General features: G+C 44.2%; 6 protein-coding genes and 2 pseudogenes. 7 read left to right on the top strand and 1 reads right to left on the bottom strand.

Going from position 1 to position 17,654, the window contains the following annotated elements; genetic code table 11:
- Positions 1 to 42 precede the first annotated feature (42 nt).
- Complete coding sequence (locus tag NXX38_RS05100) at positions 43 to 387, top strand: hypothetical protein (protein WP_217720871.1); 345 nt, start codon at positions 43 to 45, stop codon at positions 385 to 387.
- Positions 388 to 571: 184 nt separating this feature from the next.
- Here the strand turns inward: NXX38_RS05100 and NXX38_RS05095 are convergent, their stop codons facing one another.
- A complete protein-coding gene (locus tag NXX38_RS05095; RefSeq protein ID WP_258978740.1) occupies positions 572 to 2,929 on the bottom strand; it encodes a glycoside hydrolase family 3 N-terminal domain-containing protein in 2,358 nt (785 codons plus the stop codon).
- Between the two features lie 238 nt (positions 2,930 to 3,167).
- On the opposite strand from NXX38_RS05095, the gene NXX38_RS05090 reads away from it, so the two are divergent.
- From NXX38_RS05090 to NXX38_RS05065, 6 genes and pseudogenes are all read left to right on the top strand, one after another.
- Positions 3,168 to 4,733 carry a glycoside hydrolase family 43 protein gene (locus tag NXX38_RS05090; protein WP_258978739.1) on the top strand — a complete coding sequence of 522 codons (1,566 nt, stop codon included), beginning with the start codon at positions 3,168 to 3,170 and terminating at the stop codon, positions 4,731 to 4,733.
- 241 nt (positions 4,734 to 4,974) lie between these two features.
- Positions 4,975 to 8,069, top strand: a pseudogene (locus NXX38_RS05085) (SusC/RagA family TonB-linked outer membrane protein).
- A 27-nt stretch (positions 8,070 to 8,096) separates the two neighbouring features.
- A complete protein-coding gene (locus NXX38_RS05080; RefSeq protein ID WP_148366835.1) occupies positions 8,097 to 9,830 on the top strand; it encodes a RagB/SusD family nutrient uptake outer membrane protein in 1,734 nt (577 codons plus the stop codon).
- A 12-nt stretch (positions 9,831 to 9,842) separates the two neighbouring features.
- Entirely contained in the window at positions 9,843 to 11,642 is a 1,800-nt protein-coding gene (locus NXX38_RS05075; RefSeq protein ID WP_234133151.1) for a hypothetical protein, read from the top strand.
- Between the two features lie 10 nt (positions 11,643 to 11,652).
- On the top strand, positions 11,653 to 13,362 hold the full coding sequence (locus NXX38_RS05070; RefSeq protein WP_258978738.1) for a cellulase family glycosylhydrolase: 1,710 nt from the start codon (positions 11,653 to 11,655) through the stop codon (positions 13,360 to 13,362).
- Positions 13,363 to 13,546: 184 nt separating this feature from the next.
- Positions 13,547 to 17,588: pseudogene (locus NXX38_RS05065) on the top strand (two-component regulator propeller domain-containing protein).
- Positions 17,589 to 17,654: the final 66 nt, after the last annotated feature.

Here is a 17,654-nt window from a genome sequence, read left to right as displayed (position 1 = left end):
TTTTATTGGCAAACGGGAACACATAATTTAAAAATGATAGTTATGAGTAACTTTACTTGTTCCCGTTCCTGTCTGATGAAGCACGATTTAGAACGCTCCGTCGACAAGCTTAGTTTTATGAAAGAAAACTGGCCTAGCTTTGCAAATATTGAAAGTGTAGACCAATTATCAAAAGCTGAATTGCGGTGTTCTCTCTGTTTGTTGAATATAGTGATAGACGGACTGTCTAAAGATGAATTTTCATGTCCGAATAAAGAACTCATTCGTTTGGTCATCATGTATGTGTATATACAGGAAAGGTTCGATTTATGTGAGATCAAAGAACTGCATACTAAATTGGTGATGGCTCCTGTGAAGAAAAGAAAGAAATGGCTCTCTAAGTCATAGTTATTCAGGTTGTCTTTGCAAAAATGTGATGAAAGTAGTGCTTTTTGCGGTGATAGGTGACAGATGTGGTGATAGGTTGAAAAACAACCTATCACCGCCGGAAACCTCGATGAATAAGGTGTTTGATTGCCGTTGGTGATAGGTGATAGAGAAAAGTGATTTTTTATATATGAGAAGAAGCTTATTAATGAAGAGTATTTTTATTCGGAGTATTCCATACTTTCGTCTGATCGCATACAATATCAATCCATTGGTCACCGCATTTGATCTTGAAATCTCCTTTTTCCAGTCTCCACTTACCGTCATATCCGACAAATGCCAAATCGCTTCCTTTTAGTTTCAACGTAACAGTCTTTGTTTCTCCCGGTTTCAAAGAGATCTTTTCAAAGTTCCGCAGACGGATATTGTCCGGTGTACTGCTTGCCACCAAATCTTTAGAGAATAACAACACACTTTCTTTTCCGGCAACTTTGCCCGTATTGGTTACATCAATCGTGAATATCAGCTCATCATCGGCATTGAAAGTCGGTTTGTCTACTTTTAGGTTATTATATTTATAATTGGTATAGCTTAATCCGAAGCCGAACGGCCATTGAATATCCATCACCGAATCATAATTGTAGTTACCTCCCATTTGCCCCATATTTTCACAAGGTTTGTAGTCATAAGTTGCCAAAGCGTTGATTAGGCGGGGATAAGTAAACGGCATTTTTCCACTGAAGTTGGCATCACCGGGCAATAAGTTAGCAAGTGCATCGCCACCATAATTGCTTGGCAGCATGATGTTGACGACAGCTTTTGCCAAAGGCTCTATGTCATTGATAATACGCGGACGTCCTTGGTTCAGAACCAAAACGATAGGTTTACCCGTAGCGGCCAGAGCTTTTACCAGATTGCGCTGATTTTCCGATAAGGTAAGATCCGTCAGGTTACCGGGAGTTTCGCAATAGGAGTTTTCGCCAATGCAGGCGATGATAATATCTGCCTGTGTTGCCGCTGCTACCGGTTTTTCAATTTCCGGTTTGTTTTCTTCCCACCAGTTATCGTTCTTGTAAGGAGCATAGGTGACTCCCGGTTCGTAGATAATATTCTCTTTTCCGTATTTCTCACACAAAGCCTCGTAGATTGTATGATATGCCTGCGTGTAATCATCGGCAACGTGTCCCTGCCAGCTATACGACCATCCGCCATTCAGGCAACGCATGGAGTTTGCGTTCGGCCCGGTCAGCAGAATCTTTTTGCCTTTCGCTATCGGCAGGGTATGTGCGTCATTCTTCAATAACACTTCCGATTCTTCGGCAGCCTGGAGGGCAACGGCAGCAAATTCCTTAGAACCGAACTTGTCATACTTCTTAATGTCCCAATACGGATTGTCGAATAATCCCAGACGATATTTCAAACGCAACACACGGGCTACTGCATCGTCGATGCGCTCCATAGATACCTCTCCTTCTTCAACCAACTCTTTCAGATAATCGCAGAAACTCACTTCATAAGGAACCATTGACATGTCGATTCCGGCATTGATGGCAATCTTGATAGCTTCTTTCTTGGTGGCAGCAATATGATCCCGTGTGCAGAGATTGTTTATGTCCGCCCAGTCTGTTACAATCAGACCGTCCCAGTTCAAGTCTTCTTTCAGCCATTCGGTCAGTAATTCACGGTTGGCATGAAAAGGCAGGCCGTTGTCAACGCCGGAATTCACCATCACGCTCAATGCACCATGACGCACGGCAGCCAGGAAAGGAGCGAAGTGTTTTTCACGCATATCGCTGCGTGAGATGGAAGAAGGAGTACGGTCTTTCCCGGAAACGGGTACACCGTAACCCATATAGTGCTTCATACAGGCAGCTACATGGTATGCTCCGATGCGGTTCGGGTCTTCTCCCTGAAATCCCTTTACGGCCGACACGCCCATTTCTGCATTTACATAACAATCTTCTCCATAGTTCTCCCACATACGTGCCCAACGAGGGTCACGACCTAAATCGACAACCGGGGCAAACGTCCAGGGGATGCATCCTGCTTTGGTTTCATAGGCAGATATTTCGGCACTTTTCCTTGTCAGTTCCCGGTTGAAAGTGGCTCCCATGTTGATGCCTTGCGGAAACATCGTTCCGTCCAGCGTGTAGGTCGTTCCATGAATCTGGTCTACTCCATAGATGCACGGGATACCGATTTCTTTCATTGATTTCTCCTGTATCTGCTTGATGGCTTCCGCCCACTTCTCCTTCTTCTGTGCTACTCCCAGAGGGACATTCAGTAGTGAGCCTACCTTATATTTACCGATAACCGTGTCGAGCATCGCCTCGCTTAGACAGAATCCTTTCTCACGGCTGGTTTCAAGGTCAGACACCACATCAATGGTGATTTCACACATCTGACCGATCTTCTGTTCGAGAGTCATTTTTTGAAGCCATTTCCGGATGTTAGCTTCAATAGCCGGATCGGTTGGGATGGCGGGAGGGGTAGCCTGCGCGTGAGTTGTAAGGCAGGTACCGGCAAAGGCTGATACTAATACCATTTTCTTAATGCTTTTCATGAGTTGATATTTTTAGAGTGAGACTTAAAATCTACCACAAATGTAGAAAGATTTGCAGTCACTCGAAAGGGCGAAATACAATTGAATACATATGATGCCCCAATAAGATACATTCTGTGCGTATGGGGAAAACATTTGGCAGACCGGGTGTAAACGAAATACCATGTCTCCTTGAGGGAAAACATCTACTTTTGTATCGTCGGCCGGCAAAAGATGTTTAACTCTTAAATTATATTATATGCGAAACGCTTTATTCCTTATTTTCATCTCGCTTTGTTCTGTATGCAAATCATCGGCTCAAGGTTACAGTAATCCTGTAATTCCCGGTTTCCATCCCGATCCGAGTGTTTGCAAGGCAGGGGATGATTATTATTTAGTCAACAGCAGCTTTCAATATTTCCCCGGAGTGCCTTTGTTTCATAGCAAAGACCTTGTGCATTGGGAGCAGATAGGAAACTGTCTGACTCGTCCGTCCCAGCTTGATCTGACTAATGCCAATTCGGGAAGCGGTATTTTTGCTCCTACCATTCGTTACAATGATGGAGTGTTTTACATGATTACGACTAATGTTTCCGGTAAAGGGAATTTCCTGGTGCATACTACTGATCCCCGTAGTGAATGGTCGGAACCTGTCTGGCTCGAACAAGGAGGCATTGATCCTTCGCTTTATTTTGAAGACGGCAAATGTTTTATGGTCAGTAATCCGGATGGATACATCAACCTGTGTGAGATTGACCCCCTGACAGGCAGACAGCTTTCTTCTTCCAAACGAATATGGAACGGTACCGGGGGCAGATATGCCGAAGGTCCGCACATTTATAAGAAAGACGGTTGGTACTATCTGCTGATTTCAGAGGGCGGTACGGAATTGGGACATAAAGTAACGATTGCCCGCAGTCGTTACATAGACGGTCCTTATCAGGGAAATCCGGCAAATCCTATTCTGACCCATGCCAATGAGTCGGGACAATCCAGTCCGATTCAGGGAACAGGGCATGCTGATCTGGTGGAAGGCACTGATGGTGCTTGGTGGATGGTTTGCCTGGCATACAGAATTATGCCGGGAACTCATCATACATTGGGACGTGAAACGTATCTGGCTCCGGTGCGTTGGGATAAGAATGCCTGGCCTGTGGTCAATGCCAACGGAACTATTTCTTTGGAGATGGATGTAACCACTCTGCCTCAACAGGAAATGAAAGGCAGACCGGAACGGATAGGCTTTAAAGAAGGAAAACTTTCTCCCGAATGGATTCATCTGCAAAATCCGGAAGCGAAGAATTATATTTTTACCAAAGATGGCAAACTTCGTTTGATAGCAACTCCTGTTACGCTAAGTGACTGGAAAAGTCCTACCTTTGCCGCCTTGCGACAGGAACACTTTGATATGGAAGCATCCGCTCCGGTAGTCTTGCATAAAGCGGAAGCAAATGATGAAGCGGGACTTTCCGTTTTTATGGAGTTTCATTCTCACTATGATTTATTTGTCCGTCAGGATAAGGATCAGAAACGTTCTGTTGGTTTGCGGTATAAACTGGGAGAGATTACTCATTATGCCAAAGAGGTTTCCTTGCCAACCAGTGGTGAAGTGGAACTGGTGGTGAAGTCGGATATCAATTACTATTATTTCGGTTATAAAGTGAATGGAATATATCATGATTTGGGTAAGATGAATACTCGTTATCTAAGCACTGAAACAGCAGGTGGATTTACCGGAGTTGTCTTGGGACTTTATGCTGTATCAGCCTCTAAAGAATCAGAGATGTGCGCTGATTTTGGGTGCTTTAAGTATAAAGGAAAATAGGAAGAAAACAAATGAATCCCCTTTATAAAACAAATTCACCCCATCGTTTCCAAAACGCTCCCTATATGAATAACATTACAGAAGCGAAGTTACATACCGAATATATAATTTTGCAGTGTAGAAAACAATATGTTTTAAATTAACTATTAAACAATATACCATGAGTAAACACTTTTTTAGAAAATGCACATTTGTGCATCTCTTTAGCTTTTCGGTAATCATTCTATTATGTTTGCCGATAATGGCTGTGAAGGCTGCTCCTTCACAAACTTCAACTGTCAGTGGTGTAGTTATCTCGGCTACTGATGAGTTGCCTCTGGTGGGGGTCAGTGTCTTGGTGAAGGAGACAGCCAATGGAACGATAACCGATATGGACGGAAATTTCAAGCTGAATGTGGTATCCGGCCAGACTTTAGTCTTCTCTTATATAGGATACGTTACGCAGGAAATCGTTGTGACGGGTCAGAAATCGCTCAATGTAATATTAAAGGAAGACACCGAAATCCTTGATGAAGTAGTGGTGGTGGGTTATGGTGTGCAGAAAAAGAAACTGGTGACCGGTGCAACGGTGCAGGTGAAGGGTGAGAGTCTTGCCAAGATGAACACCAATAGCCCTTTGCAAGGTATGCAAGGACAGACACCTGGGGTGAACATTTCTTCCACTTCCGGTCAGCCGGGCTCGGATATGAAAGTCAGTATTCGTGGTCTGGGTACTGTCGGAAATTCCAGTCCGCTGTATCTTATTGATGGTGTGGGCGGCGATATTTCCACTTTGAATCCTGCTGATATAGAAAGTATCGATATATTAAAGGATGCAGCTTCGGCAGCTATTTATGGTGCACAGGCTGCCAATGGTGTAGTGTTGATTACCACAAAATCGGGCAAGGAAGGAAAGGCGCAAATTTCTTTTGATGCCTATTATGGTGTGCAGACTGTGGCACGTAAGATAAATATGCTGAATGCGAAGGAATACATGACCATTATGGACGAGCAGGCTGTTAATTCCGGAAATGCGCCTTACAACTGGAGTTCGTTCCGGAGTATTTATGATGCCAATGGAAATGTACACGACACTGATTGGGTAGACTCGATGTTTAAAGACAATACCAGGACGCAAAGTTATACATTGGGTATCACCGGAGGTTCGAAGACTTCCACTTATGCCTTATCGTTGGGATATATGAGTCAGGAAGGAGTAGTGGGCGGTAAGGACGTTTCGAACTATGAACGTTACAACTTCCGCGTCAATTCCGAGCATAAGATATTCAAGGATTCGGATTTGCTGAAAGTGGGCGAGCAGGTCAGCTTCGTCTACAAAATGAACAATGGTATTTCAGTATCCGACCAATATAACAATACTTTGCGCGGCGCATTTGCCACTTCGCCGCTTGCTCCAATCTATAGCGATAACAATGTTTATGATTCTTCTTATAACGATACATCGAACTCCGATTGGTATAACGGTGACGGCAATCCTTACGGCTTGATGATGACCAACAGCAACAACAAGAACAAGACGGCAACATTCTCCGGCAATGTATATGCCGAACTGCAACCGGTCAGGAACTTGAAGTTGAGAAGCGTATTCGGGGCGGTGTACGGTTCTTCGGAATATCGTAGTTTCAATCCGCTTTATCAATTCTCAATTTATACTTATAATACGACTCGTACATCAGCCACCCAAAATATGAATCATTCTTTAGGAATGACTTGGACCAATACGGCTGCTTATGACTGGACATGCGGCAAACATGCATTCAATGCTTTAGTCGGAATGGAAGTATATCGCTATTCCGGTACTTACCTGCAGGCCAAAACCGGTGCATTGAGAGAAGGCTTTGACGACTGGGATCATGCCTATGTAGGTAATGGTACAGCTTCGAGCGCCGACGACGGAATGTCTGTCGATGGATATCCGCATGATGAAAGTCGCTCCGTTTCTTATTTTGGACGTTTCGGATGGAACTGGAAAGAAACTTATATGCTGAATGCCACCTTGCGTGCTGATGGCTCATCGAAGTTTGCACGTGGCAACCGTTACGGTGTATTTCCATCTATATCTGCAGGATGGACTCTCTCAAATGAAAAGTTCATGGAGAATACTCAGAATTGGCTTGATTATCTGAAGTTGCGTGCAAGTTGGGGGGCAGGTCGGCAATCAGAACATCGATAATTACCAGTATACGGCTCCTATCACCTCTTCCAATACCCATTACATCTTCGGAACAACCGATGGTGCTCCGGCACAGTCCGGTTACTGGGGGGCGTATCCTAGCCGTCTGGCCAATGAGAACGTAACTTGGGAAACCTCGGAACAGACCAATATAGGTATTGACGCACGTTTCTTAAAAAGCCGTTTGAGTTTGACCGCCGATTTCTATATCAAGACAACTAAAGATTGGCTGGTGGAAGCTCCTATTCTGGCTACGGCAGGAACGGGTGCACCTTTTATCAACGGCGGCGATGTGAAGAATACAGGTTTTGAACTGGCTTTAACCTGGAATGACCAAGCAGGTAAAGATTTCAATTATAATATTGGTGTGAACGGTGCATATAACAAGAATAAGGTAGGGGAATATTCCTACTGAAGATGGTATCATTCACGGCAAAATCAATATGTTGTATGATAATACACCGGAGTTCTACCGTGCACAGAATGGTCATGCTATCGGTTACTTCTGGGGATACGAAACTGCCGGTATCTTTCAGAACAAAGAACAGATTGCCAACTGGAATGCCGACGGAAAGCATGGCATCCTGCAGGCCGACGCACAAGCGGGTGACGTTATCTACGTAGACCAGAATCAGGATGGAATTATCGACGATAACGATAAGGTGGATTTGGGCAATGGCACTCCCGATTTTACCTACGGATTCAATGTCGGATTTAACTACAAGAATTTTGATTTCTCATTGGTAGCCTATGGAGCCGCTGGCAATCAGATTGTGCAATCGTACCGTAATCATGCCAATAGCAAGGCTAACTATACGACTGCCATCCTGAACCGCTGGACCGGAGAAGGAACCTCCAACCGGATGCCTCGTGTGACGGATACTAATATCAACTGGCAGTTCTCTGATCTTTATCTGCAAGATGGTGATTACCTGCGTATTAGTAACATCACCTTGGGCTACGACTTTGCCAAGCTGATTAAACTCAAAGCTATCAGTCAGGCCCGTTTGTATATTCAGGTACAGAATGCGTTTACTTTCACCAAATATGATGGCATGGATCCCGAAATTGGTTACGGAACCTCCGACTGGGTATCGGGTATCGACTTGGGGTATTATCCTCGTCCGCGTACATTCCTCGTTGGTGTCAATCTGAAGTTCTAATTTATAACCTTAAAAAAATCAGAGAATATGAATAATATGAAATTATATATAGTGGGAATGGGACTAGCCGTGATGTCACTTACGGGATGTACGGCAGGCTTTCTGGATGTGGAATCGAAGAAAGAATCTACTACCGGTAACTTCTACCGGACTGAGAGTGATGCGTGGCGGGCATTGATAGGGTGTTATGATGGCTGGCAGTGTACTACGTCCAGTCAGGCATGTGCTTTTTATTTTGCTTCGCAAATCATGGCGGACGAGTGCTTTGCCGGTATGGGAAATACTGACGCCCGCAACTATCAGGTGATAGATCGCTTCGATGCTACGCAATCTCCTTCCGATATGAACTTGCTGGAAACGGAATGGACCAACTATTATGCAGCAGTGTATCGATGTAATGAACTTCTGGCTCATGAAGGTCAGATATCCTGGACAAGTGACCAGACGAGAAATACTTATATGGGTGAATGTCGTGCCTTACGCGCCTTGTGTTATTTCGATATGGTCCGCCTTTGGGAAAATATTCCCTTATTCACTGAACCTGTGAATGAGAACCGTGCACAGGCCAACCCGGAAGAGGTGTACAATCTTATCTTTAGCGATCTTAAGTTTGCTGCGGATAATATTCCGGCAGGTGCATACCCTAAAAGTGCAGCTGCTTCGAATGACGGTCATATAACCAAGTTTGCTGCTGAAGCGCTGTTAGCTCGCGTTTACTTGTTTTATACAGGCTATTACGGTAAAGAACCTCAGGTAGAAGGTGTCACCAAAGCTTCGGTATTGCAGGGATTGGAAGATTTTATCTCTGTTGCGGAGACCGAAGGCTACGGGCTGGTTGAAGAATTCAAAAACTTGTGGCCGGCTGCTTCCACTTCATGGAGCCGAAATGCGGCGACAGGTGATTATACACAGACTACAACCTATGCCGGAAAAGGTAATAAGGAGGTGGTATTGGCACAGAAATTTAATTATACGCAAGACTATGACGGAAATAATGATGGAAACCGCTGGCTGGTCTATATGGGAATACGTAGTTATTTGAATCATGCACCTTACGGAAAAGGATGGGGAGGATGTACGGTCAATCCCAAAATGTGGACTGTCTATGGTGCAGGTGATGCACGTCGTGAAGCTTCTATCATCAATCTGGATAGTGAAGGTATCGCCGATGATTCGGAATATGCAAAATCATATGCCGACCAACGTGAATATACCGGATATACGGTAAAGAAATATACTCCGATGTCGAAATGGGTCAAAGATGAAAAGTCCGGTGCATGGTCGCTTGTTGATGAAGTTTCCGGTTTAGGCAAAGGCGATTTCCAGATTTCACAATATCAGGATTTCATTGTGATGCGCTATGCTGATGTGTTGTTGATGGCTGCTGAATTAGGAAGTCCGAGCGCACAGGCATATCTCAATCAAGTACGTCAGCGTGCTTATACGGTGAATGATGGTAAGGGAAACTTGTCGGTTTCAGGTGATTATCGGGAAGTTGCGGTCACAAAAGAAAATATAATAAAGGAGCGTATGCTGGAGTTTGCTTTTGAAGGACAGCGTTACTGGGACCTGCTGCGTCAGGGTGTGGATTATGCCGCTTCGCAGATTGCAGGCACTACGTCGGTTGTCAGCGGGGGAAATCCCGAGGATGTAAGCATTACAGTTTCGAATATTACCGGCAAGCGAGGTTTTTCTCAGATTCCGAATAATCAGATTACACTTTCGAATGGCGTTTTGAAACAGAATGTAGGTTGGTATTAAAAAATGGAAGTTATGAATAAGATTGTATCAAAGTTATATATAGCATTGCTGGCAACGCTCGTCACATTGTTGTCGGCATGTACTCCCGAAACTTATGAATTGGGAAGTCAGGATATCGTTTCGGATGATCTGGCTGAAGGAATTGCTTTTTCGATCACGCATGATGCGGTGAATCCGAATATTGTTTATCTGAAAAGTCTGATGCCTTCAAGTTATCAGGTATGTTGGGAACATCCGCAAGGGCGGAGTCAGAGTGCGGAAGTTAAGTTGCAGATGCCGTTTGAGGGGGAGTATAGCGTGAAGTTCGGTGTACAGACACGAGCCGGAATAGTGTATGGTCCCGCTGCAAAGTTTTCCATCGACAGTTTCTGTGCCGAATTTGTGAATGATGCTTTATGGACTTATTTGTCGGGAGGGGTCAACAATGAGAAGGTTTGGATTTTCGATAACGGCTCGTATGGCTTTGCTGCGGGTGAAGTGACTTATGCTGATCCGAGCACGACCGTAGAGTGGAACAACTGGAGTGCCAATTGGGATCCGGGCGTCGGTCATTCGGGAGATGATGCCATTTGGGAGAGTACGATGACTTTCGGTCTGACTGGCGGAGCGAACGTGACAGTTTATAATTCTTCTTCACAGAGCACAACCGTAGGTACATTTATGCTCAATGTGGACGATCATACCATCACGTTTACTGACTGTGAACTGTTGCACACGCCTTCATGGTCGGACAGAAGTACGAACTGGAACCGGAATCTGAAGTTGCTCGAACTGGATGAAAATCATCTGCGAATCGGGGTGATGCGTGACAATAGTGAAGGACCCTGGTGGTTGATATGGAACTTTGTTTCAAAAGAATATGCCGACAATTATGTGCCTGAAGATAAACCCGATCCGGAACCGGTATTGCCTGACGGATGGGAAGACATGGTATCAGAAGTCGTGACCACAGAAATCAAATGGACGATGTCGCCTGATGTTCCGTTCGACTGGGCAAATCTGGATGGTAGCCTGATGAATAACTTTACGGCCGGTAACTATCCTGATTGGGCAGCTCCGGTCAGCGGATTGGAGAAACTTGCTTTGACTTTGAATTCAAGTACGATGACATATTCCCTTATTTTGCCCGATGGTACTTCTTCGGATGGAACCTACAGTTTGGATAAAAAAGGTGTTTACACCTTCAGCTTGCCTTTGCCTGCCTATCACATCGGAGGTGGTGATATTATGTTTGGAGCAGATGCTAACAACCAACTCCGTATCTTAAGTATTGAGAGTGTAGGAGGATCGGTGATGGGTATGTGGCTTGGTGCACGCAGCTCTGAAAAGGATGAATACCAGGCTTATCATTTTGTGCCCAATGCCGGGGGAAGCACAGAACCGGAGGCAACCACTATTACTGTTGACAACAATAAATTGGTGTGGGGACATCTGGAGAACGATAAGAATAATTTCCGTATCGAACTGTACAATCAATATGGTCAGACAGCGTCTGCATCTCCGGTTGATCCGGCAAGCATTGTGTTCGACTATTCAATGGAACTGACTTTCACTATTAGCGGACTGAGTGGCGATGCGGCCACCAAGGAATATAATGCAGGTCTGATGTGTACGGCAAGTGGTTGGTGGCCTAGTTATTCGGGTACGAGTGATGTAAAAGTGAAAGGCAACGGTACTTATACTATCAACATTAAACCAGAAGCGGCATATAACGGTGTAATCGTATTTGTGATTGATATCATTGATATGTTCAGTGACATTGCAGAACCGGATAAAGTGAACGTTACTATAGATACTTTAAGAATCTTGTAATTGAATGAGTATGAATAAGATTTGTAGCCTTTGGACTTATTATATTTTCTGTTTGGCAGGTGTTTTGCTTATTTCCTGTACGGAAGATGAAGTAGCGGAAACTCCTTTCATCACAGTCTCAAAGCAAGAACTGACTTTCGGTAAGAATGGAAGCGAGACTTTACTCTATATACAATCAAATGTGTCTTATGAAGTAGTGTCGGATTCGCCGGAGTGGTGCAGCATCACCCGGCAGGAATCGGACTCAAAAAAGACTGGCAAGTATTTGGTTAGTGTAACTGCTAATCCTGATACAGAATCCCGTTCGACTACGATTAAGGTGACAGGAAGTGAAATGAATGAGGTGGTACAGGTGAGTCAGCTTGCCAGTGATCTTTTAGTGGGGGAAACACACGAAGTGACAGTTGCCGGTGAAGGAGAAAACTTTTCTATTAAGATGCAGGCATCCGGAGATTATGAGATAACGATCGATGCCGGATGGCTTCATCATAACTCCTCACGTGCTCTGACTGAAAAGGTGGAGACATTTACCGCCGATCCCAACGTTGGTAATGAAGTTCGTACAGCCGTCATCACATTCATGCTGAATGACCTTATAGAATCGGTTACCGTGATTCAACAGGTTTCTTCGATACCGGAAGCAGATATGACAGGCATGGAGAAGAATGCGATGGAATTGATGAAGGAAATCGCGATTGGATGGAATCTGGGTAATTCGCTGGAAGCTACCGGTGGAGAAACTGCTTGGGGAAATCCGGCTACTACCAAAGCCATGATTACCAAAATAAAGGAACTTGGATTTAGTGCGGTACGCATTCCTTGTGCTTGGAATGATTATCTGGCAAGTGATGGAAGCTATGAGATACAGGCGTCGTGGCTCAACCGTGTGAAAGAAGTAGTAGACTATTGTGTGGATAACGAACTGTATGTTATTCTTAATATCCATTGGGATGGTGGGTGGTTGGAGAATGATATACCAAACGGCTATAATAAAGCTGTAGACCAAAAGCAACGGGCTTTGTGGCGTCAGATTGCTACTTTCTTTAGAAATTATGACGAGCATCTGATTTTTGCTGGCTGCAACGAACCGAATGTTGAGGATGCCGATGATATGGCAGTACTGCTACAGTATGAACAGACATTTGTAGATGCCGTTCGCGCTACGGGAGGGAAAAATGTGTATCGTAATCTCATAGTACAGGGACCTGCTACGGATATTGACAAAACTATCCAATGGATGGGGCAGTTACCCGAAGACCCGACGGACGGGCGTATGATTGTTGAAGTGCATTATTACAGTTCGTGGCAATTCTGCGGAATGGAGAAAGACGAGAGTTGGGGAAAGGCTTTCTATTTCTGGGGAGAAGAGAATCGCGGGTATGCTGTTGGCAATTACGAAGGTCGTTGGGACAATATTGGCGGAGAGGAATACATGAAAGCTCAATTTCAGAAGCTGAAGACCCGGTTTGTAGAACAGAATATTCCGGTACTCATCGGTGAGTTTGCGGCTATCCGTCGTCAATTGCAGGATGAAGAAGCCCAAAGAGGACATGACCTGTCGCGTGCGGCGTTCGACAGATGTGTAGTGCGTCAGGCGCGTGCTCATGGACTGGTTCCATTCTATTGGGATCGTGGGGACGGTGTTTTGAATCGCAATACGTTGGACATTTATGACAAATTGGAGTATAACGCTCTGATAGAGGGACTCGCGACAGAATAGTCCGGATAAGAGTTGTTCTGTTGTTTCTATTGAGTATCAATAAACCATAAAGACGGTCTGTACGGGAATCTCCGTTCAGACTGTCTTTTTCTTGGCGGGTTGGTTGATTTCGCCAAATAATCCGCAGACTCTTTTTCTTGGCTGTTTGATAATATTTTATTTCCTTTGTACAAATCTGAAAAACATGATAAGAAAGAGCCTTTTATTGTTAGCTTTACTTTTCACTTCATGGATTGTGTCTGCACAATCCTATCTGTTCAAGCATCTGGAAGTATCGGACGGATTGTCTAATAATTCTGTAAATACTATTTATAAGGATCGTGACGGGTTCATGTGGTTTGGCACGACTGCCGGATTGAACCGCTATGATGGATATACTTTTAAGGTTTACCAGCATGTCGAGGACGAGCCGGGATCTTTGCCGGATAATTATATCACTGATATTGTAGAAATGCCTGATGGACGGTTTTGGATAAATACTGCCCGGGGATATGTATTGTTTGACAAGGAACGGGATTGCTTCATCACTGATGTTACCGGATTTATGAAGACTCTCGAATCATGGGGAGTTCCGGAACAGGTTTTTGTAGACCGGGAAGGGAATACCTGGCTTAGTGTGGCAGGTGAGGGATGTTACTGTTACAAGGAAGGCGGAAAAAGACTTTTCTTCTCGTATATGGAACATTCGTTACCGGAATATGGAGTAACACAAATGGCAGAATGTAGTGACGGGATCTTGTTGATTTATAATACAGGACTACTTGTTTGCCTGGATCGTTCCACATTAGCAGTAAAATGGCAGTCTGATGAAATCAAAAAATATATTCCGGAAGGGAAGAAGATAGGAGCTTTCGCTCTTTGTAGACAGAGACAATTGTATCTGGGCATATAGTCTTATGGGAATCTGGGTGTATGACTGCGGAACAAAAAGTTGGCGGACAGACTTGACTGGTATTTGGTCGTCACGTCCGGACGTAATCATTCATACGGTGGCACAGGATATAGAAGGCAGAATCTGGGTTGGAAAGGATTATGACGGTATAGATGTGCTTGAGAAAGAAACTGGAAAAGTGACTTCTCTTGTTGCCCATGATGACAATGGACGGAGTTTGCCTCATAATACAATTTATGACTTATATGCTGATAGAGATGGTATCATGTGGGTGGGAACTTATAAGAAAGGAGTATCTTATTATAGTGAAAGTATCTTTAAGTTCAATATGTATGAATGGGGAGATATTACCTGCATAGAGCAGGCAGATGAAAATAAATTGTGGCTGGGAACGAATGACCATGGGATTCTTTTGTGGAACCGTTCAACAGGAAAGGCGGAACCTTTCTGGAGAGATGCCGAAGGACAGTTGCCGAATCCGGTCGTGTCTATGCTAAAGTCAAAAGACGGCAAATTATGGGTCGGAACATTTAATGGAGGGCTGTATTGTATGGATGGTTCCCAGGTACGTTCTTATAAGGAGGGTGCCGGGAATGCTCTGGCAAGTAATAATGTCTGGGCATTGGTGGAAGATGATAAGGGGAGGATCTGGATTGCTTCCTTAGGAGGTGGTTTACAATGTTTGGAACCGTTGTCCGGTACTTTTGAAACTTATACGAGTAATAACTCGGCTCTGCTGGAAAATAATGTTACCTCTTTGTGTTGGGGAGATGATAATACATTATTTTTCGGAACTGCTAATCAGGGAGTAGGTATGATGGATATGCGTACTCGTGAAATAAAAAAAGTTCAAGGTCAGAGCGGTAGCATGAAAATGTCGAACGATGCGGTTAATCATGTGTACAAGGATAGCCGGGGACTGATATGGATTGCTACACGTGAGGGATTGAATGTATATGATATAAGACGCCATCTGTTTCTTGATTTATCTCCTGTTGCAGAGGCCAAAGGAAGCTTTATTGCTGCGATTACGGAAGATCAGGAGCGTAATATGTGGGTCTCGACCAGTAGGAAGGTAATCCGGGTGACAGTAGCTTCGGACGGAAAAGGGAGTTACCTTTTTGATTCCAGGGCTTATAATAGTGAGGACGGATTGCAGAATTGTGATTTTAACCAGCGTTCTATCAAAACCTTGCACAATGGAATCATTGCTATTGGAGGTTTATATGGGGTAAATGTTTTTGCTCCGGATCATATACGCTATAATAAAATGCTGCCTACTGTGATGTTTACAGGTCTTTCGCTGTTTGATGAGCCGATAAAGGTGGGACAGTCGTATGGTGGAAGAGTGTTGATAGAAAAGGAATTGAACGATGTAGAAAATGTCGAGTTTGATTATAAGCAGAACATTTTCAGTGTATCTTTTGCTTCGGATAACTATAATTTACCGGAGAAAACTCAATACATGTATAAGTTGGAGGGGTTTAATAATGACTGGCTAACCTTACCGTTAGGAGTACACAATGTGACTTTTACAAATCTTGCACCGGGAAAGTATGTTTTGAGAGTGAAAGCGGTAAATAGTGACGGTTATGTCGGCGTGAAGGAAGCGACGCTGGGTATTGTAGTCAATCCTCCTTTCTGGATGTCATGGTGGGCCTATTTGTTGTATGCCATCGGTTTGGTGGTCGTGCTTTTTCTGGCACGCTACCGGATGCTGAAACGTGAACGTGAGAAGTTTCATCTTCAGCAGATAGAAAGCGAGGTGGCGAAGAACGAAGAAATCAATAATATGAAATTCCGTTTCTTCACGAACGTCAGCCATGAATTGCGTACACCGCTTACATTGATTATTTCTCCTTTGGAGGGTATGCTGAAAGAAACAACCGATGAATTGCAAAGTACACGTTTGCAGTTGATGCATCGCAATGCGCAGCGGTTGTTGCACTTGGTCAATCAACTGCTCGATTTCCGTAAAGGGGAGATGAGCACTCATCAGTTGTCTCTGTCGGAAGGAGATATTATCTCGTATGTGCATAGTGTTTGCAACTCTTTCCTATTGATGGCGGATAAGAAACATATTCAGTTCTCTTTTTTCTCGGGGATAGATACATTCTCGATGGCTTTTGATGCTGACAAGGTGGGAAAGATTGTCATGAATCTGCTTTCCAATGCCTTTAAGTTTACTCCCGAAGGAGGACGGGTGACGGTGATGATAGAGCATGTGGCAGGAACTCCTGATATGCTGGAGATCAAGATTGCTGATACTGGAATAGGAATTAGTGAGGTGGATAAGGAACATATCTTCGAACGTTTCTATCAGGCGGGTCATAAAGGGGTAGAGGAAACTACCGGAAATGGTATCGGCTTGAGTTTGGTACGTGACTTTGTAACTTTGCATGAGGGAGAAGTGAAGGTCTTTGATAATATAGGAACAGGCTCCGTTTTCGTTATTCAGTTTCCGGTAAAGCATGTGGAGACACAGGTGCAATTGCCGCCAGAGACAGGTATACCGGCCGGGGAGGAAGAAGATAAGGAGATAAAAGAGGAAACCAGAGAGGAAACGGAACGTAAGGATTTCCCATTGTTGCTGATAGTAGATGATAATGAAGACTTCCGTATCTTTATGCGTTATAGTCTGGAATTGCAGTATCGTGTCAAACTGGCTGTGAGTGGTAAGGAAGCATGGGAGATGATGCAGGAAGAATTGCCCGATCTGGTTATCAGTGATGTGATGATGCCTCAAATGGATGGTAATGAGTTGTGCCGTCTGATAAAGCAGGATAAGCGCACAGCGCATATCCCTGTGATTTTGCTGACAGCACGGCAGAATACCGAAGCGAAGCTGGAAGGATTGCAGACAGGAGCGGACGATTATGTAACGAAGCCGTTCAATATGACTATTCTTGTGTTGCGTATCCGTAAACTGATAGAATTAAGCCGCTATCATCGTGTCACCCAGGGAATGATTGACCCTGCCCCCAGTGAGATTGTCATTACTTCATTGGATGAGAAATTGATAGAGAAAGCAATCAAGTATGTGGAAGATAATATGTCGCGTACCGAACTCTCGGTAGAGGAGCTTAGCCGGGAACTGGGTATGAGCCGTGTGCATCTGTATAAGAAATTACTCCAGATCACAGGAAAGACACCGATTGAGTTTATCCGCGTGATCCGCTTGAAACGGGCAGCGCAATTATTGCGTGAAAGCCAGCTTCATGTATCTGAGGTAGCCTTCGAAGTAGGCTTTAATAACCCTAAATATTTCAGTCGTTATTTCAAGGATGAATTTGGTGTTTTGCCCTCTGTTTACCAGGAAAAAGAAGGGAAATAACAAATGATACCTCTGAAAAAAACATATCGTCCGGTCACTGTTTAAAAGTTCCCCTTCTATAAAACA

It is taken from the genome of Bacteroides sp. BFG-637, assembly GCF_024793605.1.
Classification (GTDB): domain Bacteria; phylum Bacteroidota; class Bacteroidia; order Bacteroidales; family Bacteroidaceae; genus Bacteroides; species Bacteroides vicugnae.
This window is presented reverse-complemented; position numbering and strand designations above follow the sequence as displayed.